This is a genomic window from Desulfosporosinus sp. OT (assembly GCF_000224515.1).
Taxonomy (GTDB): domain Bacteria; phylum Bacillota; class Desulfitobacteriia; order Desulfitobacteriales; family Desulfitobacteriaceae; genus Desulfosporosinus.
The window spans coordinates 1-26,864 of sequence record NZ_AGAF01000209.1 but is presented as its reverse complement, the minus strand read 5'-3'; the positions used below and the strand labels follow the sequence as shown (position 1 = coordinate 26,864).

General features: G+C 41.0%; 26 protein-coding genes and 1 other annotated feature. Of the genes, 3 read left to right on the top strand and 23 right to left on the bottom strand.

Going from position 1 to position 26,864, the window contains the following annotated elements; translation table 11 throughout:
• Positions 1-49 precede the first annotated feature (49 nt).
• From DOT_RS19385 to DOT_RS19320, 14 genes are all read right to left on the bottom strand, one after another.
• The gene (locus tag DOT_RS19385) at positions 50-916 is read right to left on the bottom strand and encodes a GNAT family N-acetyltransferase (RefSeq protein WP_009622472.1); all 867 of its coding nucleotides are present in this window, start codon (positions 914-916) and stop codon (positions 50-52) included.
• Positions 917-1,228: 312 nt separating this feature from the next.
• Complete coding sequence (locus DOT_RS19380; protein WP_009622470.1) at positions 1,229-2,827, bottom strand: L-lactate permease; 1,599 nt, start codon at positions 2,825-2,827, stop codon at positions 1,229-1,231.
• 67 nt (positions 2,828-2,894) lie between these two features.
• Positions 2,895-4,202 carry a phenylacetate--CoA ligase gene (locus DOT_RS19375; protein WP_050809918.1) on the bottom strand — a complete coding sequence of 436 codons (1,308 nt, stop codon included), beginning with the start codon at positions 4,200-4,202 and terminating at the stop codon, positions 2,895-2,897.
• Positions 4,203-4,753: 551 nt separating this feature from the next.
• The gene (locus DOT_RS19370) at positions 4,754-5,383 is read right to left on the bottom strand and encodes a DUF2238 domain-containing protein (RefSeq protein ID WP_009622465.1); all 630 of its coding nucleotides are present in this window, start codon (positions 5,381-5,383) and stop codon (positions 4,754-4,756) included.
• A gap of 57 nt (positions 5,384-5,440) precedes the next feature.
• Complete coding sequence (locus DOT_RS19365; RefSeq protein ID WP_009622464.1) at positions 5,441-6,172, bottom strand: hypothetical protein; 732 nt, start codon at positions 6,170-6,172, stop codon at positions 5,441-5,443.
• Positions 6,169-6,756: a hypothetical protein gene (locus tag DOT_RS19360; protein ID WP_242833872.1), complete on the bottom strand. Its 588-nt coding sequence runs from the start codon at positions 6,754-6,756 to the stop codon at positions 6,169-6,171. The genes DOT_RS19365 and DOT_RS19360 overlap by 4 nt, the downstream gene beginning before the upstream one ends.
• A gap of 121 nt (positions 6,757-6,877) precedes the next feature.
• On the bottom strand, positions 6,878-7,780 hold the full coding sequence (locus DOT_RS19355) for an ABC transporter ATP-binding protein (RefSeq protein WP_009622461.1): 903 nt from the start codon (positions 7,778-7,780) through the stop codon (positions 6,878-6,880).
• 2 nt (positions 7,781-7,782) lie between these two features.
• Entirely contained in the window at positions 7,783-8,163 is a 381-nt protein-coding gene (locus DOT_RS19350; RefSeq protein ID WP_009622459.1) for a GntR family transcriptional regulator, read from the bottom strand.
• A gap of 182 nt (positions 8,164-8,345) precedes the next feature.
• Positions 8,346-8,975 carry a histidine phosphatase family protein gene (locus tag DOT_RS19345; RefSeq protein ID WP_009622457.1) on the bottom strand — a complete coding sequence of 210 codons (630 nt, stop codon included), beginning with the start codon at positions 8,973-8,975 and terminating at the stop codon, positions 8,346-8,348.
• A 136-nt stretch (positions 8,976-9,111) separates the two neighbouring features.
• The gene (locus tag DOT_RS19340; RefSeq protein WP_009622455.1) at positions 9,112-9,954 is read right to left on the bottom strand and encodes a 1,4-dihydroxy-6-naphthoate synthase; all 843 of its coding nucleotides are present in this window, start codon (positions 9,952-9,954) and stop codon (positions 9,112-9,114) included.
• The gene (locus tag DOT_RS19335) at positions 9,954-10,577 is read right to left on the bottom strand and encodes a futalosine hydrolase (protein WP_202798713.1); all 624 of its coding nucleotides are present in this window, start codon (positions 10,575-10,577) and stop codon (positions 9,954-9,956) included. The genes DOT_RS19340 and DOT_RS19335 overlap by 1 nt, the downstream gene beginning before the upstream one ends.
• A 274-nt stretch (positions 10,578-10,851) precedes the next feature.
• Positions 10,852-11,577, bottom strand: a complete 726-nt coding sequence (locus tag DOT_RS19330; RefSeq protein ID WP_009622451.1) for a nitrite and sulphite reductase 4Fe-4S domain protein — start codon at positions 11,575-11,577, stop codon at positions 10,852-10,854.
• A 124-nt stretch (positions 11,578-11,701) separates the two neighbouring features.
• Positions 11,702-12,301, bottom strand: coding sequence for a DsbA family oxidoreductase (locus DOT_RS19325; protein WP_083824190.1), 600 nt, complete (start codon positions 12,299-12,301; stop codon positions 11,702-11,704).
• A gap of 5 nt (positions 12,302-12,306) precedes the next feature.
• Positions 12,307-12,936: a hypothetical protein gene (locus DOT_RS19320; RefSeq protein ID WP_009622444.1), complete on the bottom strand. Its 630-nt coding sequence runs from the start codon at positions 12,934-12,936 to the stop codon at positions 12,307-12,309.
• Between the two features lie 387 nt (positions 12,937-13,323).
• Between DOT_RS19320 and aspD the strand changes: the two genes are divergently transcribed.
• From aspD to DOT_RS19305, 3 genes are all read left to right on the top strand, one after another.
• Positions 13,324-14,973, top strand: a complete 1,650-nt coding sequence (gene aspD, locus DOT_RS19315) for an aspartate 4-decarboxylase (protein WP_009622443.1) — start codon at positions 13,324-13,326, stop codon at positions 14,971-14,973.
• Between the two features lie 35 nt (positions 14,974-15,008).
• Positions 15,009-15,197 carry a DUF2892 domain-containing protein gene (locus DOT_RS19310; RefSeq protein ID WP_040412973.1) on the top strand — a complete coding sequence of 63 codons (189 nt, stop codon included), beginning with the start codon at positions 15,009-15,011 and terminating at the stop codon, positions 15,195-15,197.
• A gap of 182 nt (positions 15,198-15,379) precedes the next feature.
• Complete coding sequence (locus tag DOT_RS19305; protein WP_009622441.1) at positions 15,380-16,339, top strand: NAD(P)-dependent oxidoreductase; 960 nt, start codon at positions 15,380-15,382, stop codon at positions 16,337-16,339.
• An 83-nt stretch (positions 16,340-16,422) separates the two neighbouring features.
• Here the strand turns inward: DOT_RS19305 and DOT_RS19300 are convergent, their stop codons facing one another.
• From DOT_RS19300 to DOT_RS19260, 9 genes are all read right to left on the bottom strand, one after another.
• Positions 16,423-17,313, bottom strand: a complete 891-nt coding sequence (locus tag DOT_RS19300) for a formate/nitrite transporter family protein (RefSeq protein ID WP_009622431.1) — start codon at positions 17,311-17,313, stop codon at positions 16,423-16,425.
• Between the two features lie 435 nt (positions 17,314-17,748).
• A complete protein-coding gene (locus DOT_RS19295) occupies positions 17,749-18,924 on the bottom strand; it encodes a cache domain-containing protein (RefSeq protein WP_009622428.1) in 1,176 nt (391 codons plus the stop codon).
• 381 nt (positions 18,925-19,305) lie between these two features.
• On the bottom strand, positions 19,306-20,451 hold the full coding sequence (locus DOT_RS19290; protein ID WP_009622424.1) for a bifunctional 3-deoxy-7-phosphoheptulonate synthase/chorismate mutase: 1,146 nt from the start codon (positions 20,449-20,451) through the stop codon (positions 19,306-19,308).
• Between the two features lie 116 nt (positions 20,452-20,567).
• Positions 20,568-20,823, bottom strand: a binding site (T-box leader).
• A 286-nt stretch (positions 20,824-21,109) separates the two neighbouring features.
• Positions 21,110-21,835 (bottom strand): ABC transporter ATP-binding protein, encoded by a 726-nt coding sequence (locus DOT_RS19285; protein WP_009622422.1) that lies wholly within the window; start codon positions 21,833-21,835, stop codon positions 21,110-21,112.
• Entirely contained in the window at positions 21,828-22,601 is a 774-nt protein-coding gene (locus tag DOT_RS19280) for an ABC transporter ATP-binding protein (protein WP_009622420.1), read from the bottom strand. Before DOT_RS19280 ends, DOT_RS19285 begins: the two co-directional genes overlap by 8 nt.
• Entirely contained in the window at positions 22,598-23,653 is a 1,056-nt protein-coding gene (locus tag DOT_RS19275; protein WP_009622418.1) for a branched-chain amino acid ABC transporter permease, read from the bottom strand. Before DOT_RS19275 ends, DOT_RS19280 begins: the two co-directional genes overlap by 4 nt.
• Before the next feature lie 2 nt (positions 23,654-23,655).
• Positions 23,656-24,549: a branched-chain amino acid ABC transporter permease gene (locus DOT_RS19270; RefSeq protein ID WP_009622416.1), complete on the bottom strand. Its 894-nt coding sequence runs from the start codon at positions 24,547-24,549 to the stop codon at positions 23,656-23,658.
• Positions 24,550-24,709: 160 nt separating this feature from the next.
• Complete coding sequence (locus DOT_RS19265) at positions 24,710-25,888, bottom strand: ABC transporter substrate-binding protein (protein ID WP_009622414.1); 1,179 nt, start codon at positions 25,886-25,888, stop codon at positions 24,710-24,712.
• Between the two features lie 173 nt (positions 25,889-26,061).
• Complete coding sequence (locus DOT_RS19260) at positions 26,062-26,643, bottom strand: hypothetical protein (RefSeq protein WP_207637057.1); 582 nt, start codon at positions 26,641-26,643, stop codon at positions 26,062-26,064.
• Positions 26,644-26,864: the final 221 nt, after the last annotated feature.

Below are 26,864 nucleotides of genomic sequence, written 5' to 3'. Positions count from 1 at the left end.
AATTTTAAGTTCCGCGGTACATTGATGTCTTGAAATCATATCTTTTGTTTCATATTTCACTTACTTTCTTTCTATAATATTCAAAGGCTACCTCTATTTGAAAACCGGATTTTTTATAGAGTTCTAAGGCACATACATTGTCGCTATCGACATCAAGCATTAGTTCAGTTTTTCCCATTTGCCATAGACGATCAATGATTAGCTGTAATAATTCCTTTCCGTATCCTTTACCCCTATGTTCAGGTACTATCCCCAACCCAAATATTAAGGCTTCATCTCGCTCCTGGTTTATTGAACCCATGCCAATAATTTCATCGTTCAAAACTGCAAGGTAAAGTTCCCGAGTTTCCGATTGAAGACAATTTTCAATTATGCTTTTGGAATCTTCGTAGCCATCATTGAAAATCTTCATACTTATATCAATTAATTTATTAAGGTCCTTAAAATGGGTAGTTATAAGGGATAGACGAAACATGTCCCTATATTCATATCTAGTCTTGTTGAATCTCATAGAATACTCGGTATGGTCATACTCAGCATTGAGGGTAGTCGATACCCCTTTACCAGAAATTGATTGCTTTTCACATACAAACAATATATTTTGAATATCGAGTTTCCTTAGTTCTTCGACTGCTTTATCTAACAATGCTTTAAAGTAGCCATTACGCCTGTACTCAGGCAAAGTAAATGCTGATATTTCAGCTTCCTCTTGTGTGGGGATAAACATGGATAAGATACTTATTAGCTCACGATTTTCATATAGGAGAAATGTACTCTTAATACTCTGATCAAAATTCAAAGAAGTATCTAAGAATACGCTTCCTTTAAGCTTGTCATGTTCTTGGCAAACCTTTTCGAGGTTAAGAACTTCATTAATAGCCTTTTTATTTAATTTGTTATAAGACTTAATAATCATTAGGGCCTCCTTCAATTCAACGTGTGCCGCCACAGTTTCGATTTCTCTTCAGGCTCTACAGTTATTATAGGCTTTTTTGACTTCTTAGGACAGTTCTCGTGTTTATCCTTTGCCAGACTACCAGTTCCCATAATTGTTAATTCCAATTTCTTCCTTGGGGGGTCGATTCCGCTTTTCGTGAAAGGTTTTATTTAATAAAAAAGTCCATTATCCATCGCATGGATAACGGACCGTTTTTTGCTTCAAAAAGCTATTCCCTAAATTGCGTCTAGATTTTCGTTCATAGCGTTAAGCTATGTAGTGCGCTGTTTTTCAAACCGCATAAATCTTCAATAACACGACAACCAAAGCGGATGTTACTGCTGTTAATATTAATGAAAATACAAAGGCAATTCTTATTACCTTAGTCTCTTCACCCATTTTATCGATTGCTGCTGCAGCGTTCTGTAATTTTGCCGGAGATATGACGCTCGCTAGACCACCACCAAAGGCCAATCCTGCAGTTACTATAAGCATTTCTTTTAGTCCCATATGAAGCAGATTTGCAGTCTTCATTGTATAAATTGAGAACATTGCTATTGTAGAAGCTTCACTGCCTGTTATAAATCCTCCCAATAGACCAATGAAAGTAACTACTGAACCGTAAGCGTTACTAAAGATCTGGGACGAAAAATCCGCCAAAACCTGCACCATGCTGGCCACAACAAACTTTTTTGTGACAATATTATAGCCGGACATATTCATAATCTCCCCTATGCTAAAGAAAATAGCCACAGCAAAAACTGGCCTAGGAGCCCTCTTCCACCACAACCTAAAGGTTTCTTTCAATTGGGAAGACGTCGGTTTTATGAAGACCATAGAAAGAATGGTGCTCACCAAAATCCACGTATAGGCATTCCATAATGCTCTTGTCATTATCGGTTTACCGTCAGCAGACAGACCGACGATTGGAAGGGTAACCTTCCTGTAAAGAAAATTAAACATATCTGTAGGAACGTTAAGGAGAAGTATTAGGACAATAAGAAGGACCCACGGTGTTAAAGCTTTCCAGAGAGGATATGTTTTTTCATAATTCAGTTCCTCAACAGTTAAGCTACTTTTATCGATTACCCTTTTTCCCGTAGCCATTAGATAAAGTACCATAGCAATAATAACTGCAGCACCGCACATGATACCGGTTAGAACCACTAGTCTATCTACTTTGTTTGTATAATAGGAGACAATTGTGATGACCGCTCCAGTAATCGCACAAGGAAGCCAACCGTCTTTGATGCCCTGCCACTTTCCAACAATCCAGAGCATGCAAAAACCGATTAATGTGGAGACAACCGGTAGGAACATAAAAAACACGCTGCCCGCCTGAGATAAACTAATTTCATGACCCTTGCCGAGAAATGAATTGGCCATGTCCACGAAAACAACTACAGGTGCTCCCAACAAAGCGTAGGTGCAGAGAGCATCATAGCCAATACACGGAAGGGCAATAGAAACGTAAGTTGAATAACCCAGGGCCAGCATAATAGGCGGAAGTAGGGAGACAGGGGTAGCTCCAACTGATACCATAAGCGTGCCGAAACCAATATTGATAAGCATAATTTGTACGGCCCTATTATCACTGGCGATCGTTTTAATTAAAATAATAACTCTCTTCAGTGCTCCTGTCTTCTCCATATAAGCCATCTGTAACAAAGACGTGGCAACCACTAAAGAAACAGCAAAAGACTTTACTCCTCCAGCTATGGTAGACCTGAGGATTACTTCACCACTCGTTTGGAAAAATAAAAATGCTATAACAGAAACTGCAATCCATCCTACGATGCCACTTATATCTGCAGGCTTTTTCCAAACAACGAGCATCAATATTATAACGGCAATAGGAATCAATGTTAGTAGAAGTGAATTAACTGACATCTAGTTTCCACCTTTATAAAATCAAAAATTAAATAATAAAAATGAGGAATTGATGCTGAATAATGTCCTATTCGGCAAGCTGGTGGCGGTAATCGAAGACCCGCTTTGCTTTACCGGCGCTCCGTTCCAGAGTTCCAGGTTGGACGATCTTCAAACGAACGTTGATAGAGAGAACACCGTGAAGCTTCTGCCGGATGTAACCCTTAAAGTCTTCTAGCCGGGAATAAGGTTCGAGCAGATCTTCACGGGTGAGCTCAACCACTACCTCCAGTTCATCCAGATAATTGCGCCTGTGGACGTTGATTAAATAATGAGGACCTATGCCCTCGATATTCATGAGAACGCTTTCAATCTGGGAAGGAAAGACATTGACACCGCGAATGATCAACATATCATCCGTGCGACCAACGACCTTGCGCATACGTGCTGTGGTCCGACCACACTGGCAGGGCTCCTGGGTAATACAAGAGATGTCTTTGGTCCGAAACCGGATCACCGGAAAAGCTTCCTTGGTCAGAGAAGTGAATACCAGTTCCCCTTCTTGGCCGGGTTCCAGCGCTTCACCTGTCTCGGGATCGATCGTCTCTATAATAAAGTGGTCCTCAGCAATATGATGACCACACTTATATACACATTCCCCAGCGACACCAGGACCCATTACCTCACTTAGACCATAGTTATCCGTGGCAATAATATTGAGCCTGGATTCAATTTCCTTACGCATTTCTTCAGTCCAGGGTTCACCCCCGAAGAGCCCGATCTTAAGCTTCAAAGAAGAGATATCTATGCCCATCTTCTCAGCAGCTTCAGCGATATAAAGTGAATAGCTCGGAGTAGCGATAAGCACAGTAGTACCAAAATCCTGCATTAACATGATCTGACGTTCGGTATTCCCACCAGAGACAGGAACAACAAGGGCGCCAGCTCTTTCCAACCCATAATGTAGACCAAACCCTCCGGTGAAAAGACCGTAATTAAAAGCAATCTGAGCAACGTCGTCGGAGGTGACTCCGGCCAGCGTGACCATCCGAGCTGTCAGATCGGTCCAGGTATTGAGATCGTTACCCGTATAGCCAACGACCACTGGTCGGCCAGTGGTACCGGAAGAGGCATGGACGCGAACCACTTCCCTCTGAGGAACAGCGAAGAGCCCAAAAGGGTAGTTGCTCCTTAAGTCATCCTTCGTAGTGAAGGGCAAACGCTTTATGTCGGCTAAGGATTTGATGTCCTCAGGTCTAATCCCTAGTTCTTCAAACTTAGCTCTATAATGCGGCACCTTGTTGTATACCCTGTTAACCGTCCACTTCAAGCGTTCTAGTTGCAATTCTTCCAGCTTACTGCGATTCATACATTCTTGCTCAATATTCCAGATCACAATTAACCAACCTTTCTTCAACTGCTACTTCAAGTAACCATAAATAAGAGATGTAGAAACTTAGCCAGCACCCACACCCACACCCACACACAAAGACACTGTCTTCGCACGTATTAACTCTTCTTGCAGACACTGTCTTCGCACGTATTAGCCCTTCTTGCATCCCTAGCGAAGGCGGCAACCTTATTGTACTAGCGCAAGCCATCAAGGGCTGACCAAGGATTGTCAGGTATAAAGAAAACTTGACTGGCGCCCGAAGACACTGTCTTCGCACGAATTATCCTTCTTGCAGCTTTGCGCAGGCGGCTGCCTAGTTGCCCTTGACTTTCTAAATAGTACAAAAAAAAGCTACCACAAAAAGGATAGCTGATAAATCAAATCACTTAATCGTCATTCTACCATCCTTCCATGCTCATAAGTTTTATTATTCAAATTGGTCGAACTACCTGTCTGCCTTACTACTAAACCTGTGAAACAACTCACAGATTATCTACAGTATCCATTTTAACCAACTATTCTGCAATTGTCTATTGAAAAATGGTTCAATGATCTCATCGCATTTGTTTCAGAACGGAATCATGAAAATTCCCAAGCGATACAAGCGAAATAACAGCACCACACAAAGCCATAAACATATCCCATTGTGTATCCCATACATCCCCTTGTGTGCCTAGAAAAGCATCGGCAGCACTCCCTGTAGCCTCCGCTACACCCCACTCAATTAATTCGTACGAAGCGCTAATCGCTAGACAAATGCAAATTACAAGGAATGAAAAAAGTTTCCCTCTCTTTAATGGAGACTTGCGCAATAATACTTCTCGACAAATAATTGCCGGCACAAACCCCTGGGCAAAATGGCCCAAGCGATCATAATAATTCCTGGCAAGGTGAAAATTATCTCGCAGCCAATTAAAAAAGGGCATTTCGGCATAGGTGTAATGGCCGCCGATCACAAGAATCAAAGCGTGCACTAATACCAAAACATAAACTAAGTTAGTCAACCGAAATCGATGATACGTAAGGAGAATAACTGCCAACCCGATAAGGGCTGGAAAAACTTCTAGAAACCAAGTAAACAAATCCTTAGGATTAATGACAGACCAAATGAGAGTTAACGCAAAAATCACTAACAAACCGATATGAAGTGGTTCAGTAGTTCTGCTCGTTTGCCCTTGATTCACTTAACATCCTCCTCATGAAGCAACACTCATTATTCGAGTTTCAAGTCCATGCAGTACTCAATCGCTGCTAATCATCTGAACATTACTGTTTGTTTTTGTTTCATTATCAATTTCTAAACTTTGGGGAACACGTATATATACAATCCTATCTCCAAAACTTGTTGACAACCCATTCGTGCCGCCTGCATTTTGATTTCTGAATTGATTGACCGTAAAATCAGCAGTACCTTGGATAAATTTTAATGACTGGTGAGTGGCTTTAAAAGACAACGTCCCGTCGTGATATGCAATAATAGGGGGTAAAACAAACTTTGTATAATCAATGTCTTTTATAAATTGAGTTGCAACGTAAGTGCTAACATCAATTTGTCCGTCATCAACGTTCTTTCTGGCGACCAAAATCGGATACAAACCTATATTAGCTGGTACATTAAAGAACAGTTTCTCGCTATCGACTTTAAAGTTATGACTGCTATTTCTGTAAAGTCCTGGTATTTTATCCAAATCTTTCTCAGCGGGCAAATCATGACGATACAAGTCAGAGATTGTATTCTGTGATAACTTCACTGCTCGGTCCCTATTTTCATCATTTTGGGTCAAGTTTGCTTTTGGCAACAAAAATAATAGCGGAACTAGCATAAGGAGAATTCCAAGATATAAACCTGATATCATTAAACTTCCTTTCCATGATATCCAGGCAAGCTTAGATCCTATTTTCGGAACAATAAATGCTATTGCTATAATAATTATGACAATAAGCGATAGCTGTGCTGAAACTATTGTTGTCATTTACTAACCTCCTTTCTGTTTGAAAGAAATATACTAAAGCTAAATAAAATAGTTGAAGTAATTATTACTTTTAGTACAAACATGATTAATGAAACTTCAAAAGCAAAAAACTTAAATACGGATTGGGAAAAATCATTATAAACTCTTAATACTCCCAGAATTACCGCTGGAATGATTATGACAAAAGAGACATTCAACTGAGCTAACACCCCTATAAAATAACCGAGTGCAGAGAATAGGAGCATATATAAAATTGCGACGAATATACCAAGCAACAGATCGGATAAGAAAAATCTGTTAAAAACAACTTGCGACCTGTCAAACATAAAATAGGTTATAAGCCTTAGAAGCACACCGACAAGTGATGAAGTAATACCTCCGAAAAGGCAGCCTGTCACCAAAAAACCTATGTTTGATAAATTCCCTGACAGTCTATTTGTGACCAGAGGAAATTCCATCTTTTTATACGGCCTGGAGATTAGCTGTACGGCTATAAACATGATCCACAAAAGCGAGAATACTATAACTATATTCGAATTATAGCTCTTCACCGAAACAGATAATTCTCCATTACCACTCGACATGTTAAACACTCCACCCATAGAGAAAAGCAGCGCGATCAGTTGTACAATAATAAGACTATGGACCAAAAAAGAATAAGCTTTTAGTTTGTAAAAATATTGTTTACACGAAATTGATAGCAGGTTAACTTCTTTTGAAGACATCCTCAATCCCCCCATTTGTTTTTGCCGTTAAGTAAACGCACAGATCATCCGTTGAAACCGGGACAACTTCTAAGTTACTTTGCTTTACTTGTTCAAACTGATCTCGCAATAACTCCTTTTTTAAAACAACGTATAAGCTGCCTTTAGAAAATTCTTCTCGATAGAGAATTTCCTTACCTTCTACCAAATTCAGCACGACTTGCGTATTTCCCCTAATTCCAACTGCAAATTCCCTTAACTCAATCGCCGGAAGATGTAATCGCTTTGTACCTTGATTGATCAAGAGAATATCCTCCAATATTTCTTCAAGTTCATTTAATAAATGACTTGATAGAATGATCGTTCGGGGGTATTCGATATAGTCTTTCAGCAAGGCTTTATAAAAATCCTTTCTTACTGCCGAATCCATACCTGTTGTTGGCTCATCGAAAATAGTAAGCGGGCAGCGTGAGGCCAGACCAAGAATGTTATTAAATGTACTTTTTGTTCCCTTCGATAAATTACTGTGCGGTTGTTTCGGATTCAATGAAAAATAGTCAAATAAGCCACTTGCCAGGTCGCTATTCCAATCGGTATAAAAGTGAGACACCTCTGTTAATATATCCTTGAGTGTCAGTGAATTGGAAAATGTCATATTATCATCGATAAAAATTGTCTTTGCTGAAACTTCCAAACTGTTGAACGGATTTCGGGAATGGACCATGAGCTCACCACTTGTTGGCCTTATATATCCCGCAATCATCTTTAACAAAGTTGTTTTTCCTGCACCATTTCTTCCTATTAAGCCCGTTATTTTGTTTTCTTCTATATCAAAGGATAAATGATCTATAGCCTTAATCTTGCCGTAGGACTTTGTAACATCTCTGGCTTGAATTGTACTCATCTCTATTTTTCCTCACTTTCTGCTCTTGCTTGTTGGATCATCCTAATAAGCTCGCTTTCGCGCACATCTAACCGTTTTGCTTCCATAACTAACGCTTCAATCATTTGCCCTAAAATCTGATTTCTGCGCTTACTTAAGATATAATGCTTGGCATTGGGTGACACAAACATACCTAGGCCACGTTTTTTATAAACAATGTTCTCGTCAGCTAGAATATTTAGCCCTTTAGCAGCTGTTGAGGGGTTTATAGTAAACATATCCGCTAGCTGATACTGCGAGAAGATTCGTTCTTCTTCCTTGATGTGATCATTAAGTATTTCTACTTCCAGCCATTCGGCAATCTGTACATATATGGGTTTCATACTTTTGTTATTTAGGATCATAATTCCACCTCCTGGCATTTCCACACTTGTACATTAGTACTGTAATGCACTATACTATAAATGTTATAAATTGTAAAGCGATTAAATAAGGCACAAATCAAACAAGCCCCCCTGAAATAGGCGGAGCTTGTTTATATTCATTCCATAAAAAAGGTGGTCAGTGAAACCCGCTACCTTTAATCTTATAATTTTATATCCGTTAGGTGAGCAATATCATTTAGCTTGGAGATTGTTTTTTCTCCCCATTTATTAATCCTGAGATAGGTAATACTACTAGGTTCGATATCAAATGATACTTTCTTAATATAGTCTTCGGAGAATTCCAACCACCAATGAATTATTGCTAAAATTATTCTTCTGTGAGATACAATAAGCACGGTCTCCATAGATTCTTGTTCAATTACATTCATAAACTTAAATACTCTATTATTAAAACTTCTCCAACTTTCAGCATTCGGATAATGTATCCAATCCATTATAGGTTCTGAAATCGGAGAAGATATTTTTTGGGCTTCTTCAGTGCTAAGATTTGCTGCGTTACCATTATTCTGTTCCCGCAATTCGATTAATGCTACTGGCTTTTTGTCTATATAACTACCGATAATCTCTGCCGAATCGTTTGCTCTGCACAGATCACTACAGTAAAATCCAACATCAATTTTCCCCAAAAAGTTCAAAATACTTTTTCCTGTTTCGTGGGCTTGTGTTCTTCCTTTTTTTGTTAAAGAGGAGTCCGTCCATCCCCCAGTTAACCCCTTACCTATCAGGTGCTCTGCCTCACCATGTCTGACGAGATACAAATTCTTGATCAAATTGTTCCCCCTATCGTATTTTTACTTAGAAACAAGACTGGAGTATTCGGTTCCAACCTTATTTCTCTATATAACAATTGTTAAATATGCTCATCGGATAAAATATCCGGAGCAGCTGGCTATAATTATATCTCACTTATAAATATAGGGCCGCTAAATCCACCTTTGGTACCAGACCTTCTTGCGCAGCTCTACTTAGCAAGGAGGCAACCGCCTGATAACCTATCTCACCGATATTCTCAGTAAACTCGTTAACGTAAAGCTTAATGTGGGCTTTGGTTACTTCTGGGGACAACTCTTGGCTATGGTGGAGTATATACTCTTTTGACTCCTCTGGGTGTGCCCAGGCGTATTTGACGGACGCCTGAATCCAGCCAGTGATTGCCGAAAGATCCAGTGACCTACGAGCCACAATCGCACCTAGCGGGATGGGTAGGTTAGTATCTTGCTCCCACCAACTACCTAGATCAGCCATGAGGGTTAGCCCATACGAGGGATAGGTAAAACGGGCCTCGTGGATCACAAGCCCAGCATCAACTAAGCCGTCACGCACCGCGGGCATAATCTCATGGAATGGTAAGACAACAATCTCACCCACTCCCCCCGGAACATGCTGAGCCGCCCATAACCGAAAAAGCAAATAGGCGGTTGATCGTTCACTCGGAACCGCCACCCGTCTGCTTGATAGCCTTGCCGGATCATTGTTACCAGTTTCTCTAGTAGAGGTTAGCACCAATGGTCCGCAGCCTTTACCCAAGGCACCGCCACATGGCAACAGGGCGTACTCCGACAATACCCAAGGTAGAGCCGCATACGAAATCTTAACGACATCCGGCCCATTGGATCCAGCTGCCAAACTATTCGTGATATCAATATCAGCATAGGTTACTTTAATCTTTGGGGCACCTGGTATTAATCCGTGTACCCAGGCGTGAAAAACAAACGTGTCGTTGGGACAGGGAGAGATGGTAATATTCATCACAAAACCTCCATCAATACTGAGCTAGCTGCTTCTAAAATGTCTAAAGCCTCCTTGATTCGCCATGAAGACCGCTGACGAGGACCAACCATGTTCGAGATTGCTCGAATCTCTAGGACTGGTAAACTGCGATCAAACGCCGCGAATCCGACACCATAACCTTCCATAGCTTCTGCAGCGGCTCCTGGTATTCTTGCAGCCAGCTCATCTGCGCTCGCAGCCGTACCTGTAACCGTTGATACCGTGAGCACCGGTCCAGTGATAACGGGCAGCTTAGCTGCTAACAGTGCCCTAGAAACGCGGTCCAATAGGCTAGCCTCAATCTGGACATGACTGCAGCCAAAACCTAATTCATCCACACTAGCAAACCCTTCTGCGGTCTCCGCTCCCAAGTCGGCAACGACAATCTGGCTCGCCACTACGAGCGAACCCACCTCAGCTCTGCCAGAAAAACCTCCACCAATACCAGCACTAATTACCAAACTATATTCGTTAGAAGCTAACGCCCTGGCCGTGTTAACTGCTGCAACGACTGAACCAACACCTGCCACCAAAACATCAAACCTTGGATCGTGGTTTAGACCACGCAAGACTGCGTCCCGCTCAGCCGCCACCGCGGTCATCACAAGGACCCGTAGTTCTGATTGCTGTTTTCCAGGAATTAAACTAGTTGTATTTTTTGCGTCTTTATCTAAATTCACTATCCTACTCCCTTGTATAATATAACCAAACTTATATTTTTCTTTTGATCAACATTTTTTGTACAGCCGCTCGATAGACAAAACTAGGTGCGAAAATCCTTGCCCGACAAGAATTTAAACCCCTAGTTTTTATTTGATAGTTTTATTTTGATATGTACAGAGAGCCAACAGCGAAGAGTTATCAGCTCTTCTGTTTTTAAAGATTGTTGAATTCTGAAAGAGCTAGACCAGTGAGAGCGCTCCCTACTGTTTCAAAACCGATTCTTTCAATAGTTTTGGCGAGTCGTTCACCCTGTATGCCGTTTTCTCGATAATAAGCTATTGCTTTTTCACAAATATCCAAAGCCTCATTTATTGAATACAAGCCAGGCAATTCTCTTCCAATCGATTGCTCTTTGCCAAATTTTCCCCCTAGAGAGATTGCGACTTGGTCTGATTTTCTGCCTTGTAAACCTATACACCCGAGGCGAGGCTTTGAACAACCATTGCCACATCCACTAACGATAATTCTCAGCTTATTAGGCAGCGCTTGATCGTATTGTCCTTTATAAAATCGCTCATCGATCATTTTAGCAACCTCTTCTGTATCAAAGAAGCTCATCTGACAGACGCTCCCCTTACAGGCAAGTGCAGGTCTTGGTCTCATCCCTGTGCCGCCAATAGATAAGCCCACTTCCATAAGCTCTCGTTTGACATTATCCAAGTCCTGATACTGGATCCAAGGAATTTCGACATTCAGTCTCTGTGTTAGACTAAAAGAACCTTTTCCATATTTCTCACAGACATCCGTGATCTTGCGCGCTTGTTGGGCATTCATTCTACCTGCCGGAATTACAACCCGACAAGAAAAATGCACGCCATCTTTGTAGGCGATATAGCCCTGCCCTTTTAAAGATTTCTTCTGTGCATCGGTCAATTCCATTTCTAAATACCTCCTCTACTCTTACACCTGAAAAATGTGTTTATACATCAATAATATAACAGAATGTTAAATGATGGTAGTCTTTAACATCAGAATATTCATTATAGTCAAATCGAGAGATGTATTATCCCAGGGTTAGCTTGTGAGGTTCTTGCCCTTGGAGAAGTTTCTCCAGTGCTTCATAGCTTTGAGCGCCAAAAGCCTTGCGACCTTCTACAATAAAACAGGGAACCATTTGAATGCCCAACTGGTCAGCTTCTTCTTCATCCAGAGATACAGCTTGTTTATACTTTCGAGAAATGAGAGCCTCCAAGAATTTCTCCTGATCTAGCCCTATCTGGAGAGCTAAATCAGTCAAAATATTTAAGTCATTGATGTTTTTTTGTTCTTGAAATTGCGCTGCAAAAACTGCGTCATGATATTCGTTTCCGAGTCCGTGTTCCTCAGCGAATTTAGCTCCTTCTAAAGCTAACCTAGAGTGTTTACTCTTCTCATTAAAGGTCATGTGGAGTCCATATTTTCGACTCAAATTTTCGATACCCGCTTTTGCTCGGGCCAAATACTCAGCTGGTTTTGGAGGGATTTCCAAACCTTCTGGTCTAAGTTCAAAGGCTTTCCATTCTAAAATTAAATTTTTATCCTTGGCCAACTGGTCAAGTGGGACTTTCCCAATCATACAGAAGGGTCATAAGAAATCTGAGTAGATCGTCATTTTATTTGTCATGAGAATTACAGCTCAACATAGAAAGGCAGCTGTTCGCCCATCACTACTGCAATTCCCCAGAGATAATCATTACCCATTCCCTCGCGCTTATCTTCTTTGAACCCTTTAGCCTTAAATAGCTCTAAAGTACTTTTATTCGCTGCATAACCAGACAAGTATTTAGCCCCCTGATCTTTAGCAAACCTCCGCAAATTATTAAGTACCTCATCAAGGATGCCATCGCTTAATGAGTCGAACTCGATATTTTTCACTAAAATAATATCATTAATAAAAACCTCTTGCTTGTTAAGCTTAGTTATATGAAGACTAATTAAGTTTTCTTCAAGACCTAACGTATCAACCCACATGATTTGCGGTAATTGTACTCCTAATAACTCCGCAAGCTCCGGTTTGTATCTATAATCTTCATAATACTCATGTAAAAGCTCAACTAAAGACTGATTATATGCTCGAGCTTGCACAGAGATATTATATTGAGCGGGAAACTTTAATCTTATTTCATCATCAGTAAAGACCTTTATCCCAGGATCCTTTCCAACTTCAGATATGATGTCATTAATTGGAAATAAACTTTTAATCTGTTCCTCCGATGGACTCCACTGTTCAGAATAGATACGCATTGGCTTAAGTGGCATCTCCTAGTTCACACCTTTCATGCTCTATTACTTTCATTTTATACTTCTTTTACCTAATCAATCAAGCTAGCCTTTACTAATAAACATCCCTCTTTATTTTCCTTTAACCCTTTTACTTTCGGCAAAGTCCCATAAATTCCTCCTATCCTCGTGAAAGAAGTTTCAATTTACGTAGAAACAGGCTGCAGCAATATTTGTCAGACCTTATTCCTAGCTTGTGAAAAATCCTGATTCACCATACCCATGCTGACTAACTGACTTAATTACGGGTGTATAAATGTATCATGTACAGCGCAGAGTACCTTTAAGCGCTTTGCTTATACCTAACTAGGTCGGCTCAACATATATTGGTTTCAGAACGAAATGGCTCACCAAATTCAAGGAGGCATGATTACCATTAATAACGACAATACGCTTCGCAGAGAAATTGAACGAACGTACGAACAACTTAGTCCTTTTGAACTTAAGGACAAATTAATTAGTCTAGCTCATGATCGAGGCGATCATAGCATTTGGTCAATGCTCAATGCCGGAAGAGGCAACCCCAACTGGATTGCAGCAACACCACGCGAGGCGTTCTTTACTTTGGGCCACTTTGCCATGGAGGAATCGCGCCAAATATGGAAAGATAGCGATCTGGCTGGTATGCCTAAAAAAGAAGGCATCTCGGCTCGGCTAAAGGCTTACACTGAAAAACATCACGACGCACCCGGAGTCGGCTTTCTCAGCGCTATCCTTGATTATGGGACGTTCAAGCTAGGGTTCAACCCAGATGCTTGGGTATATGAACTTGTCGATGGAATTGTCGGAGATAACTACCCTGTGCCGGATCGAATGCTCGTACACTTAGAGCAGGTTGTCCACGAGTATCTCATTCAGGAAATGTGTAATAAAGTTTCTCCCCCTGGCAAATACGACTTATTCGCTGTTGAGGGCGGCACTGCAGCCATGTGTTACATTTTTGACTCCCTGATAGCAAATAATTTGCTTTCCAAGGGGGATACGATTGCACTTATGGTACCAACCTTTACCCCTTATCTTGAGATTCCTCATTTATCTCGTTATCAATTTGAGGTTATTGAGATTTATGCTTTAGAAATGGATGAGGGAGGTAGCCGCACTTGGCAATATCCAAACTCAGAGATTGATAAATTAGCGGATCCCAGCATCAAAGCTCTTTTTGTTGTTAACCCAAGCAACCCACCCTCTGTAGCCATAAAAGACTCGTCGAAGCAACGTTTAGTAGAAGTAGTCAAGAACCATAATCCGAAAATAATGGTCATCACTGATGATGTGTATGGCACATTTGTAGATAATTTTCGTTCACTCATGGCTGAGTTGCCATTTAATACACTCGGGGTTTACTCCTTCTCCAAGTATTTTGGAGCTACGGGTTGGCGTTTAGGAGTTATTGCTGTGCACCAAGACAATGTATTTGATCAATTATTGAGAGAACTGCCGCGCGAAAAAGTGGAAGCTTTGGCAGAACGCTATGGAACAATAACCTTGCATCCCAACCAAATTCGTTTTATTGATCGGATGGTGGCAGACAGTCGTCAAGTCGCACTTAATCATACGGCGGGTTTATCAACACCTCAGCAAGTACAAATGGCGCTTTTTGCACTTTTCGGCCTACTTGACAAGGAGAACCGTTATAAGAAGTTGACACAAGGAATTTGTCACCAACGACAAAAATTATTGTACGAAGGTTTCGGGCTCGAGCTGCGTAAGGATACTTATGACGCCGCCTACTACAGTCAAATTGATTTATTAATTTGGGCAAAGATAAAGTACGGCGACGAATTCGTTCAGTATTTACAAGCCAACTATGAACCCATAGACATCTTATTTCGTTTAGCTGAAGAATCTTCAATCGTACTTCTAAATGGCGGCGGGTTCGAAGGCCCAAAGTGGTCAATTCGCACATCTCTGGCAAACTTGAATGACGGAGCTTATAAAAAAATCGGTGAAACTGTTCAAAGAACGTTTGAACAGTACGCCGCCTCTTGGAGAGCGTCAAAGGCATCACAGGAGTAGGTTTGATGGGCAAACTAATTAGAGGGGGTATTTCAATGAAATGTAACATTGGGAGAACTGAGCGGATTATTAGGATTTCAGTTGGAGCAATTATCCTGCTATTAGGTCTGTACTATAAGAGTTGGTGGGGCATAATTGGGTTACTCCCAATTATCACCGGGGCAATTCGTTATTGCCCAATTAGTTCGCTTTTAGGGATCTCCACTTGCAAAGTTGAAGACTAAAATTGATAACTAATTTCTTCGGGCCACATAAGAGTGGCCTTAATTTTACTATTAGTCAACCAAGGCAGCCACCATTTACCGTGATCAACTACTTGCAAACTGGTCTTATGAGTTGACCATCAGCTAGGATAGAACTATAATATTTAGTGTTTATAGAAAATTTTAAACTTTAGGGGGAACATATGCAAAACACCGTATTTCTTAATTCTGCAAAACTTAACTTTGACAACCGACTCGATTTTTCATCGATAACCAAACTCACTACTTTTACAAACTACGAGGAAAGTAGCGATAAAGAAATTTTAGAACGAGTTAAAGATCAAAGTATTATCATCACGAAAGAATTACCTCTAAGTAGGGATTTGATCTCCCAATTTCCTCCCTCAGTTAAACTGATCTGCGAAGCTGGAACAGGTTATAACAATATCGACATTGTTGCCGCAAGAGAAAAGAATATTACCGTCTGCAACGTACCTAGCTACAGCACTGAAGCCGTTGCTCATCTAGTGATTACCTACATCTTAAATTTCAGCTCTTCGTTGATCCAGAGACAGATGATGATTAAACAGAAAAACTTTGATGATTTTAACAAACATGTAGATTTTCCCCATTTCGAGTTACAGAACAAAACACTAGGAGTCATTGGTGGAGGCGGCGCTATTGGACAGGCGGTCATAAAAATCGCTCTGGCTCTGGGAATGAATATTCTCATCTATAGTCGAACTCCGAAACCATTGGATAACCCCAACGTACGCTTTGTCTCGCTAGACGACTTACTCAAACAAAGTGATTTTGTCACCCTCCACTGCCCTCTCACCGCCGATACATTACACCTTATCGATAAGGACCGGCTGAATCTGATGAAACCTTCAGCATTTATCATCAACACCTCCAGGGGATCAATAATAAAAGAAACTGATATAATCGAAGCCCTACAAAACGGGAAAATTGCTGGTGCAGCACTTGATGTTCAAGAGCAAGAACCACCGGAACCGACTAACCCTTTGTTTTACATGGAAAATGTCATTCTCACTCCGCATATAGGATGGCGGCGTTTTGAGTCAAGACAGAGACTCATTAAGCTCATGGCTGTTAATATTGAATCATTTATTCAAGGAAAATTGATTAATGTTGTAAATTAAGTCCCAATATTTCCAAAAAATCCTGTCCTTGTTTATTAAGGACAGGATTTTTTTGCTGAATTGATTCAATTGCTTCATTTGGTTTATTTAGCAGCACTTGGTCTAGCCTGGTTTGATGATACACTTTCTTTCTTCGACACATTTTTGATATACACAAACCAATAGACACCAGCCACAAAAAGTGATCCCCCAACAATGTTTCCAAGGGTCACTGGAATTAAGTTATTAGTTATAAAGGTTCCCCAGTTTAATTTCGCAAGCACTTCTGGGGCAACATGGGACTGAGCAACCCAACTTGGGTTTGCTTTTGCCAATATTCCAGCTGGGATATAATACATATTTGCGACACTGTGTTCAAAACCAGAGGTAATAAACAGCCAAATCGGAAAGAAAATTGCAAATATTTTACCTACCATGTCTTTTGCTCCGTAGGCCATCCAAACTGCCAGACAGACTAACATGTTACACATAATTCCTAAATAGAAAGCAGACATAAACGGTAATCCTACTTTATAGGAGGCTATTTTGATAGTCATCCCACCCAGGACATTGGCACCACTGTTGAATAATCCAGAATGCACCATCATATAGGCGAGAAAGACGGAACCAACAAAATTACCGCTATAAACAAAAAACCAATTTTTAAGCATCGCACTTAATTTGATTTTTCCATCTAAGACTCCGCCCAAAATCATCGTATTTCCAGTGAACAATTCTCCGCCTGCTAAAATAACTAGCATAAGACCTGTTCCAAATATTGAACCTGCTAAAGCTTTCCCGAGACCATAAGTTTCTGGCTTTGCAAATAAATTAAAAGCTGCCATATTTGATCCTTCAGCTGCGAAAGCAATAAAGGCTCCCGCTAAAATTGCAAGTATAAACTGATTTGAATATTTCATACCTACTTTTTTAATCCCTGTCTGGATAGTGGTATAAGTTATCTCTGAAGGTGTCGAATAATTATTTGTTTCCAAATTTATCATTCCTTTCTAATTTGGATATTGAAGCAGGGACTTTGTGTTGTATTCGGATAGCTACACTTTATGAGATCTTAAGCCAAATATTCTTACCTCCTTTCTTAACCATTGGCCAACCGGCAACCCACGATTTCAAGATCTCGTAAGCAAGGTTCTTATGCTCTTAGTTTATCTTCCTTCGCTCTGTCTGTCGTGTTTTTGAACATTAATAAAGTATTTTGTCAATAAATAAAATGTTGAGAAAGTTTAGTAAATTAAAAATAGGTGCGCATATTTAGTAAATAAAAAAAACTCGACTGGCACCCACGAAAACACTGTCTTTGCACTTATTAACCCTTCTTGCAGACACTGTCTTCGCACGTTTAGCCTTCTTGCAGCCTTGGCGAGGTGGCTACCCAAGTTGCATAAAAAAAAGGCCCCCAAGGGAGCCTTTTATAATGGGATAAACAGCTTAACCGGTCGACCGACAGTACCGTATTTCTGTTCAGATTTTAATAGTCCACTTTGTTCTAAAAATTCAAGGTAGCGACGTACTGTGACCCGAGTCAGCTTAACACCTTCCGCGACATCCTCAGCAGAGAGGGGACGGTGAGTTGCTTGTAGAAACTGTACTATTTGAGCGAGAGTGGATTGGTTTAAGCCTTTGGGCAGTCCTTCTTCGCCAATACACAAAGCCATATTCAGTCCAGGTCGTGGCTGCTGATCTGTAGGGACCGTATTTTTGATAGTTAGTTCAGTTATTGCTTTATTAGTCTCGATCGGTTGTGTAGCTGTATTAATTTCGCCTTCAGTTGGATCATCGCTATTATTGCTGCTTGTCGTCGCCCGGCTAATTTCCCCTGTCAGCGATTGGATCTGCTCTACCATCTGGTTGAAGGCATCTTCCAGCTCCCCAATTTCCTTAGCGCCGGAAACCTTGATCTTCTGAGTAAGATGTCCCGTTGCTACGTCCCGAGTTCCTAACATGATATTGTGCAAGGGGTGGATGATAACTTTCTGAAGGAAAAACCAAGTCAGAAGCGCTACCAAGATAGTTAAGGCTAGTCCTATTTCAGCCATTGTGATCAAAGACCTTGTGATAATTTCCTGCTCATAGGCATGGGAGATTCCTACATAAAAGATCCCAATAATGTTACCTGTCGATGTTCGTAAAGGGACATAACCTGTTTGGTATCGCTGTCCAACAACCGTAGCCTCGCCTAAATAAGTCTGGCCATTTTGCAATACTGTCTGGGCTACATTAGCGGCAACCTTGGTACCTATCGCTCGTTCGCCGTTTGAGCCGAGCACTGTGGTAGCTACCCGCGTCTCCCCACAAAATAAGGTCACAGTGTCCCCTGTTAGAAGGGCTAAATGATCCACTAAATCATTATTAAGACTGATTTTAATGGTCCCTTTATATAGGTTCCCGTCCTGAACTGACCATGAGCCAGGATATGTCTTATCTATAATTTCCCTACATGTTGCCAGATCTGTTTTAGCTTTAATCATAGCGGCAGCTACATCACGATCTTTCATATACCAACCTAGGATCGCGAGGAAGCTACCGGCTAGTAAAACAAGCGAACATAGCAGGAGTATGAGAATTTGATGCTTAAGCGAACGCACACAAGTTCACCTCTTTCGTCGACTTTATTACCTTATTATGGCCCTCAATAAGATCATTTAAGGATAAATTCGCGAATAATGTTGAAAAACCTTCTTTGAGAAAACTTTATTAAGCAAATAATATTAAAAAAATGAACAATCAAAAAATTTTGAGTGTTAATTTCCATCCCTTTATTCATTTCCCCTTGTTTCCTTCGACATCCTCCGTAGTAAGGGAGTAAGCCTCTGTCAATTCTATGTGTTTTTGGAGCAAATATGATATTAAACCTCTTCACAAATGGAAAAGCCTAGGATATTTCTACCTAGGCTTGACAAATGCAAGGTACTGAACACATTCAGCTAAAAAAACATCAGGATTTCTGTGGCGCACCTACCTGAAAATCATTTACTTCCCAGGGGATAACACGAAAGGTCTAATTCTTTATCTAGGGCAACTTTACTTTTGATTTGGGATTGAACTCCGAACTCAAAAATTAAAGGGTAGATCTTTTTGACTAGCTCAGGGGGAAGTTGTAATTCCTCAGCTAAGTTAACTAGGCGCTGAATAATTTCTTTTTCCCGGTTGGTGTCTTTAACCCGATCCAAGCGTTTCTGATCTCCTACTTTTCCGACGATTTTCATGCGGGCCACTAGACATTCGATGATACTTTGATCAATGTTATCAATCTGAGTGCGCAGGGATTCAAGGGTATCCTCATCTTCCTGTCCACTACAAGCAAAAACTCTATTTACTGACCCGGCGACTATTCCTAGCTCCCGAGCTAATTGGATAAATTGTTCCGGGTACAAGGACTGGGGTCCATCACTTGTGGCCTCGGCAGGATTCGGGTGCATTTCGATCAATAAGCCGTCCGCACCTCCTGCAATAGCGGCTTTAGATAACGCGGAAATCAAATCTCTTCTGCCCGCTGCATGACTTGGATCAACAATAACTGGCAGATGAGAAAGTTCTTTAGCCACTCCTACAGCACTTAGATCTAAGGTATTTCTGGTACTGGGCTCAAATGTGCGAATTCCTCGTTCACAAAGGATTACTTGGGGATTACCGGCAGCTAATATATATTCGGCAGCCAACAACCACTCCTCTATAGTTGCCGACAATCCTCGTTTCAAAATAATCGGTTTACTGATTGTACCAGCTAACTTTAGAAGCTCAAAATTTTGCATATTCCGAGCACCGATTTGAATAAGGTCAACCTTGTCACCCACTAAATCTAAACTTGATGCGTCAATGACTTCGGTGACACAGAGTAAGTCATTTTCTCTAGCAGCTTGAACCAAATAGTTAAGTCCTTCCAAACCTAAGCCCTGAAAACTATAGGGTGACGTGCGTGGTTTAAAAACCCCACCCCGCAGGATCTTGCCTCCTGCCTTTTTTACAGTTCTAGCTGAGTGACTCATTTGGATACTCGATTCCACAGCACAGGGTCCACCCATTAGGATAATCTCTTTTCCTCCTATGGTTACCCCCTTGACCTCGATAGTACTTCGCTCAGTAGAAAATCTCGCCAATCTCAAATCTTTCATATAAATAACCTCCCTCAAATTTAATAATTTGCGGGGTTCCTTCTCTGCACGTTCCACTCATCTGCGTTTATGATGATAGAACGAAGTGTGGCGCAAAAACAACACGTCTGTCCTTAGATAAGGACAGACGTTAATCTGCGGTACCACCTTAATTGATGCACAAAAGACAAATGCATCCTCTCCTGCAGAGTGCCAACACACCCTTTGCCCAATAACGCTGGCTTTGCGTTGGTAGCTACTAAAGCCTAAGCAAGCCTTTTCGCTCCACCCTCCAGGGCCCATTTACCCGCTCCGTTACCTGCCGAGCTTCCAGCCTACTCGACTCTCTGTGAGGTTGGTCTTGCGGTTTTACTTCCCCTTCAACGGTTTATATAATAATAGCACTCAAACCTATGAATTTCAACTCTTCAAGCCCGATTTCCTTATTTTCGAAAACCTCCCAAAACCGACTGCTTTCTTTCAATACATCGTCTACTAAATTGTCCCCATGGTCTTTGCTATGTCATTGTTTACATCAATGAATAGCACCAACGTTATCTAAAAAATAAAACGTCTGTCCCAGATAAGGACAGACGTTAAGCTGCGTAACCTTTAATTAATGCACAAACTATAGCATCTTCTCTTGTGAGTGCTAACACTATTTCAACAGATAACGAGCTTAGCCCTTCTGCATTGTGACACTCTCACCTAAATAGGCTTTTTTCACATCTTCATTGGCCAATAACTCTTTGCCAGTTCCTTTAAGGATAATTCGCCCAGTTTCAATAACATAACCCACATCTGCAATGTGTAATGCAGCATTGGCATTCTGCTCAATCAAAAGAATAGTCATCCCTTGGCGATGAATTTCCCGCACAATATTAAAAATATCTTTGACAATGAGTGGAGCAAGCCCCAAAGATGGTTCATCCATCATGAGCAGTTTAGGACGTGACATTAGCGCGCGTCCCACCGCCAGCATCTGCTGCTCACCGCCGGACAGTGTGCCTGCGAGTTGCCATTCTCGTTCTTTAAGCCTGGGAAAAAGGGTATAAACCCATTCAATGTCTTCTTTAATTCCTTGATGATCCTTGCGGGTAAAGGCCCCAAGTTTCAGATTCTCCAAAACCGTCATATCCGGAAAAACTCGTCGCCCTTCTGGAACTAAAGTAATCCCATTTTTTACGATGTTATGACGTTTCTCTGTCAGTAAGTTTTTCCCATGATAAGTGATAGAGCCCTCTTTTGGTTTAACGAGACCAACAATTGAACGCAGAACAGTGCTCTTCCCCGCACCATTGGCTCCCACCAAGGTGACAATTTTTCCTTCTTCGACTTCCAAACTGATTCCTTTTAAGGCTTCAATCCCACCGTAGGCGACACTCAAATTTTCGATTTTAAGCATAATCTTCCGCCACCCCCAAGTATGCTTCAATCACCTTCTGGTTATTTTGAATCTCATAAGGATTACCTTCAGCAATTGTGACTCCATGATCGAAAACACAAATACGATCAGAAATCCCCATGACCACTTGCATATGGTGTTCAATCATGAAAATAGATAAATGAAACTCATCCCGAATTTGGCGAATAAACTCAGTCAAATCGTCTGTTTCCTTGGGATTCATTCCCGCAGCTGGCTCGTCCAAAAGCAGAATCTCCGGATTCGTAGCCAAGGCACGAGCTATCTCCAAACGCCTCTGCTTACCATAAGGAAGCGAGCTGGATTTTTCATTCTGAGCATCCACAAGCCCTACCTTTTCCAGTAGGCTAAGGGACTTCTCCAAGATTCTTTTCTCCTCCCTACGATAGCGAGGAAGTTTAAAGGTGGCTTCTAGAAAATTAGATTTAAGGTGCAAATGATTAGCAATTAAGACATTATCGAGTACAGTCAGGTCCTTAAACAAGCGGATATTTTGAAACGTCCGCGCAATACCTTGCTTAGTAATCTGATCCGGCCTTTGCCCTGTAATATCGTTTCCTTTGTAACTAATCCGCCCGATTGTAGGTCTATATACTCCAGTAATCATGTTAAAGGCCGTTGTTTTTCCTGCACCGTTTGGGCCAATCAAGGCAACAATTTCTCCTTGGTTTAAATCAAGGTTAAACTCCTTGACTGCTGTTAACCCGCCAAAAATCATTGAGACATTTTCAACCTTTAATAGGTTCACTGTTTGCTTCCTCCTTTGGCCAAAGGTTTTTTGCCAAACTTAGCAAAAAGCCTGTCCCAGGTGAATTCATTGGTCCCCATAATTCCCCTATTAAAGAAAAGGACGACAATCATGAGCAGAGCTGAAAAAACAACCATTCGCAAACCAGAAATGCCTGGAATAACAAGGTTACCAATTGTCATAGATTCATCAAGGAAACGTAGGGCCTCTCCCCCGATGGTGATAATAAACGCCGAAATAATAGTTCCAGTGATACTCCCCATCCCTCCAAGAATGATAATAAGCAAAATGTTGAAGGTAAGGAAGAAACGAAACATCAGGGGATCAATAGTTCCCATCAAGCTTCCTAAGAGTCCACCACCAACTCCCGCAAAAAAAGCTCCGATGGTAAAAGCTAGGACCTTATGCTTAAAGAGACTAATTCCCATACTTTCAGCCGCGATCTCATCTTCCCTAATGGCTTTAAACGCCCGACCATAACTACTGTTAATGAGCGAGCCTATAAAAAGTACAGTTACCGTAGCAACCCCGACGGTCCACCAAATATTGGACGATTCTGGAATACCCTTAAGCCCAAGTGCCCCGTTAGTAACACTTTGTATATTTGTGAAAACCACCCGAATGATTTCTGCAAAACCCAAGGTCGCTATTGCCAGGTAATCCCCTCGAAGCCTCAAAGCTGGTGCACCAATCAAATAACCCACAATGCCCGCAAAAATCCCTCCAATTAGAAGCGCTAGGAAAAAGGGCACGTGCATGGTGTCTAGAGGCTTCATCATCGGAACCATGAAGAAATTTTGCCCCTTCACAACGTCCGGCATCGTGAGAATGGCCGTAGTATAGGCACCTACCGCCATAAAACCAGCATGTCCAAGAGAAAAGAGCCCGGTAAAACCATTAATTAAATTCATACTCAAACCAAGCACAACGTAGATAGCGCAAAGATTTAAGATCCTCATCTTATAGGAATCAAGATTTTGATCGGCCAGATAAACTCCTAAGAAAAGAACAACAATCGAGATAACTGTCAGCAGTGTCTTTTTTTGTTTCATAGTTACACCTTCTCCGCTATTTTCTCACCGGTAATTCCTGTCGGCTTAAATAACAGAATGACAATCAGAAAGATGAAGGCAAACGCATCTCTGTAGCCACTCAAACTTGGGAGAAAGGCAACAATCATTATTTCCCCAATTCCTAAAATAAAACCGCCAATCACAGCACCTTTAATATTTCCAATTCCTCCGATAACAGCCGCAATAAAGGCTTTAAGGCCCGGCATTACACCCATCAGTGGGGCAATCTGGGGAAATTTAAGTCCCCACATAATCCCTCCTACAGCAGCTAGCATCGAGCCAATTGCGAAGGTTTGAGAAATCGTCTTGTTTACATTCACACCCATGATCCCAGCTGTTTCGTAATCTTTAGCCACCGCCCGCATAGCCATCCCTGTTTTCGTATGATTAATTAAGTATAAAAGCCCCACCAGGAATATGATAGTGACTATTGGAATAACGAACGTCAATTTTTGAATAGAAACTGTTCCCCACTGAATGCTATCGGTTAAAAGTTTGACACTCGGGAAAGCCTTAGGGCGTCCGCCAAATAACACGACCGCCAAGTTTTCAAGTAAAAACGACGCACCGATCGCCGAGATCATGATCGAGATCTTCGGTGCATCACGGAGCGGACGATATGCCCCTATTTCCAGTAACATTCCGAGAGCTGCAGTTAAAATAATGGCCAAGATAAATGAAACATACCAAGGCAGCATAAACGTGGCGACACCATAAAAGGCAAAATATGTTGTCATCATAAACACATCGCCATGAGCAAAGTTTATGAGACGTAGAGTTCCGTAAACCATGGTATAGCCGATAGCCACCAAGGCGTATAAACTTCCTAAAGAGATTCCGTTCGTCAAATGCTGGAAAAACGTACTTAAGTTCATCACCTTAGTTTATCACCTCATTGTCCTTCATTATTGATTTAAAGAGCCTGTCAAAATCAGTTCATAAGAGATACGCTCCCCTTACAACGAAGGAAAGCGTATCGGTAACCAAGAGTAGATATTGATTATCTATTTACTCCAATAAGTATAGTCTCAACTATTATTGGGCTTTGATAATATCCATATAAGTGAACTTACCATTCTTAACCTGCTTAATGACCGCGTCTTTAACGGCATCCCCGTTCTCGTCAAGGGTAATCATACCAGCTGCTCCAGGGAAGTCTTTTGTTTTAGCAAGTTGTTCTTGGATTTTAACAGCATCTGAGGAATTGGCTTTCTTGATAGCATCAAGAATTACGATATAAGCATCATATCCCAAAGCAGTGACCGCAGCCGGCTCTTTATCAGGGTTTTCTTTGCGGTATTCCGCTAAGAACTTCTCGGATTCTGGAGTAATTGGTTTCTCAGAAGTAAAGAAGGTCGAGAAGACAGCGCCTTCAACAGCATCTTTACCGATATCTATAAATTCAGGTGTCTCCCATGTATCTCCGCCAATGATCGGTGCTTTAATGCCAAGTTGTCGAGCTTGTTTAATAAGAAGTGCTGATTCAGTGAAGTTACCTGGTGCAAAGATAACATCAGGATTCTTTGCTTTTATGTTGGTTAATTGGGCGGAGAAATCTTGGTCTCCTGTATTATAGTTAGCCACACCGACAATCGCATTTTGGTCTCCCGTCAATTCTTTAAACGAATCTGTGAAGAATTTGGCGAGACCAATAGAGTAATCACTGGAGACTTCTTGAACAATGGCCACTTTTTTAGCGTTCAGTTTATTAAAGGCGTAGTTGGCCATTACTTTCCCTTGAAACGGATCAATAAAGCAAACTCGGAAATAAAAGTCATTATTCTTTGTAACGAGTGGATTAGTTGCGGATGCCGCTACTGTCGGGATTTTGGCATTCTTTACAATATCTCCAGCGGCCATGGAAAGTGAGCTTCCCCAACTCCCAATGATTGCCGATACTTTCTCTTTTTCTACCAGCCGGGAAGCCGCGCTAGCTGCCTCGACTTTATCTGATTTATTGTCAACTGTTATTAATTCAACTTTCTTACCAAGAACCTCTGGATAGAGTTTATTAGCTAGTTTAATACCTTCAACTTCTAACGCCCCCCCGGCAGCATTTGCTCCGGTCATTGGTTCGAAGACCCCAATTTTAATCACATCTTCGTTTCCACTACTCCCAGTAGTGCTGGTATTTGGCGTTTGGGTTCCACATCCGGACACAACAAGTGCACCTACTAATAATGCAGATACGAGAACTGAAGCCATTTTTCTCATTCTTATTTCCTCCTTATTCTAAAACACAAAATAACCTTAAATGTAAAATTTAACCTCCTTTTCTCTTTTTTCTCATATTTTCGACTCTATATGTCATAAACGAAGTATAGATAGGTATGTCCTTCTTGTCAATACATATGTGCCTATGGCTAGGATACAGATATCTGAACCATCTAATTTAAATTTGATGTTGCTTCTGATGGATTAAGATTCACATCTGAATAGACAGTACGAATATTACTACTTAGTGCCCGATTTGCTGAATTCGAGGTTTCATTGCTGAATTCCTTTTGCGAAAAAACACTTGGATCAGCCAAGGTTACTATCGCCTGAGATGTTGCCAAACCATAGATGAGATGGTGCCAAATTGCGGTATAGCTACTTTTGGTTAAACGAGGATTCGTTCTATAAAAACCCATTCTTTGTCCAAAATTATATAAAAATCCCCATGTAGTCACCGATAAGAAGAGGCCTTTAATAATATGGTGGTCCTTACCAAATCTTTTTAAGATTTCTGTCATCCCAACACCTAACACTGAACCTACCGTCATATGAAACAACTGACCAATAAAAAAATTTTTACCTTTCTTTAATTTTGCTGGTTTCATAATCATCGACCCAGCTAAATGCCCATATAGAGCTTCCGTTCTCCTATTTCGATATAGAATTATATTAGAGATATCCATACAAGTAACCCCAATTAATCCGCCAATTATTCCAACTAATATTGAGTCTTTGATTTTCAGCTTACTCACCTTCATCAATGTAGACAACAAAAAAAGCACGCTCCTTTTTCAGGATTATTAATTTATACGATGCCTTATTATTTGTAATAACAAGTAGTTTTATTATACGGAGTTATGAATCTTCCATCACCTTTTTAGATCCTTACAATCAATACAATATTATTTTTCTTAATCTGAACAGCATGTTTAGTTAATCATCATGCGTGGCGCAATCGGGTAGGAGGCTGATC

Coding starts and splice junctions, on each gene's coding strand:
- DOT_RS19385 (WP_009622472.1), bottom strand. CDS start 916: ATGATTATTAAGTCTTATAACAAATTAAATAAAAAGGCTATTAATGAA.
- DOT_RS19380 (WP_009622470.1), bottom strand. CDS start 2,827: ATGTCAGTTAATTCACTTCTACTAACATTGATTCCTATTGCCGTTATA.
- DOT_RS19365 (WP_009622464.1), bottom strand. CDS start 6,172: ATGACAACAATAGTTTCAGCACAGCTATCGCTTATTGTCATAATTATT.
- DOT_RS19360 (WP_242833872.1), bottom strand. CDS start 6,756: ATGTCGAGTGGTAATGGAGAATTATCTGTTTCGGTGAAGAGCTATAAT.
- DOT_RS19355 (WP_009622461.1), bottom strand. CDS start 7,780: ATGAGTACAATTCAAGCCAGAGATGTTACAAAGTCCTACGGCAAGATT.
- DOT_RS19350 (WP_009622459.1), bottom strand. CDS start 8,163: ATGATCCTAAATAACAAAAGTATGAAACCCATATATGTACAGATTGCC.
- DOT_RS19340 (WP_009622455.1), bottom strand. CDS start 9,954: ATGAATATTACCATCTCTCCCTGTCCCAACGACACGTTTGTTTTTCAC.
- DOT_RS19335 (WP_202798713.1), bottom strand. CDS start 10,577: ATGACCGCGGTGGCGGCTGAGCGGGACGCAGTCTTGCGTGGTCTAAAC.
- DOT_RS19330 (WP_009622451.1), bottom strand. CDS start 11,577: ATGGAATTGACCGATGCACAGAAGAAATCTTTAAAAGGGCAGGGCTAT.
- DOT_RS19320 (WP_009622444.1), bottom strand. CDS start 12,936: ATGCCACTTAAGCCAATGCGTATCTATTCTGAACAGTGGAGTCCATCG.
- aspD (WP_009622443.1), top strand. CDS start 13,324: ATGATTACCATTAATAACGACAATACGCTTCGCAGAGAAATTGAACGA.
- DOT_RS19310 (WP_040412973.1), top strand. CDS start 15,009: ATGAAATGTAACATTGGGAGAACTGAGCGGATTATTAGGATTTCAGTT.
- DOT_RS19305 (WP_009622441.1), top strand. CDS start 15,380: ATGCAAAACACCGTATTTCTTAATTCTGCAAAACTTAACTTTGACAAC.
- DOT_RS19290 (WP_009622424.1), bottom strand. CDS start 20,451: ATGAAAGATTTGAGATTGGCGAGATTTTCTACTGAGCGAAGTACTATC.
- DOT_RS19285 (WP_009622422.1), bottom strand. CDS start 21,835: ATGCTTAAAATCGAAAATTTGAGTGTCGCCTACGGTGGGATTGAAGCC.
- DOT_RS19275 (WP_009622418.1), bottom strand. CDS start 23,653: ATGAAACAAAAAAAGACACTGCTGACAGTTATCTCGATTGTTGTTCTT.
- DOT_RS19270 (WP_009622416.1), bottom strand. CDS start 24,549: ATGAACTTAAGTACGTTTTTCCAGCATTTGACGAACGGAATCTCTTTA.
- DOT_RS19265 (WP_009622414.1), bottom strand. CDS start 25,888: ATGAGAAAAATGGCTTCAGTTCTCGTATCTGCATTATTAGTAGGTGCA.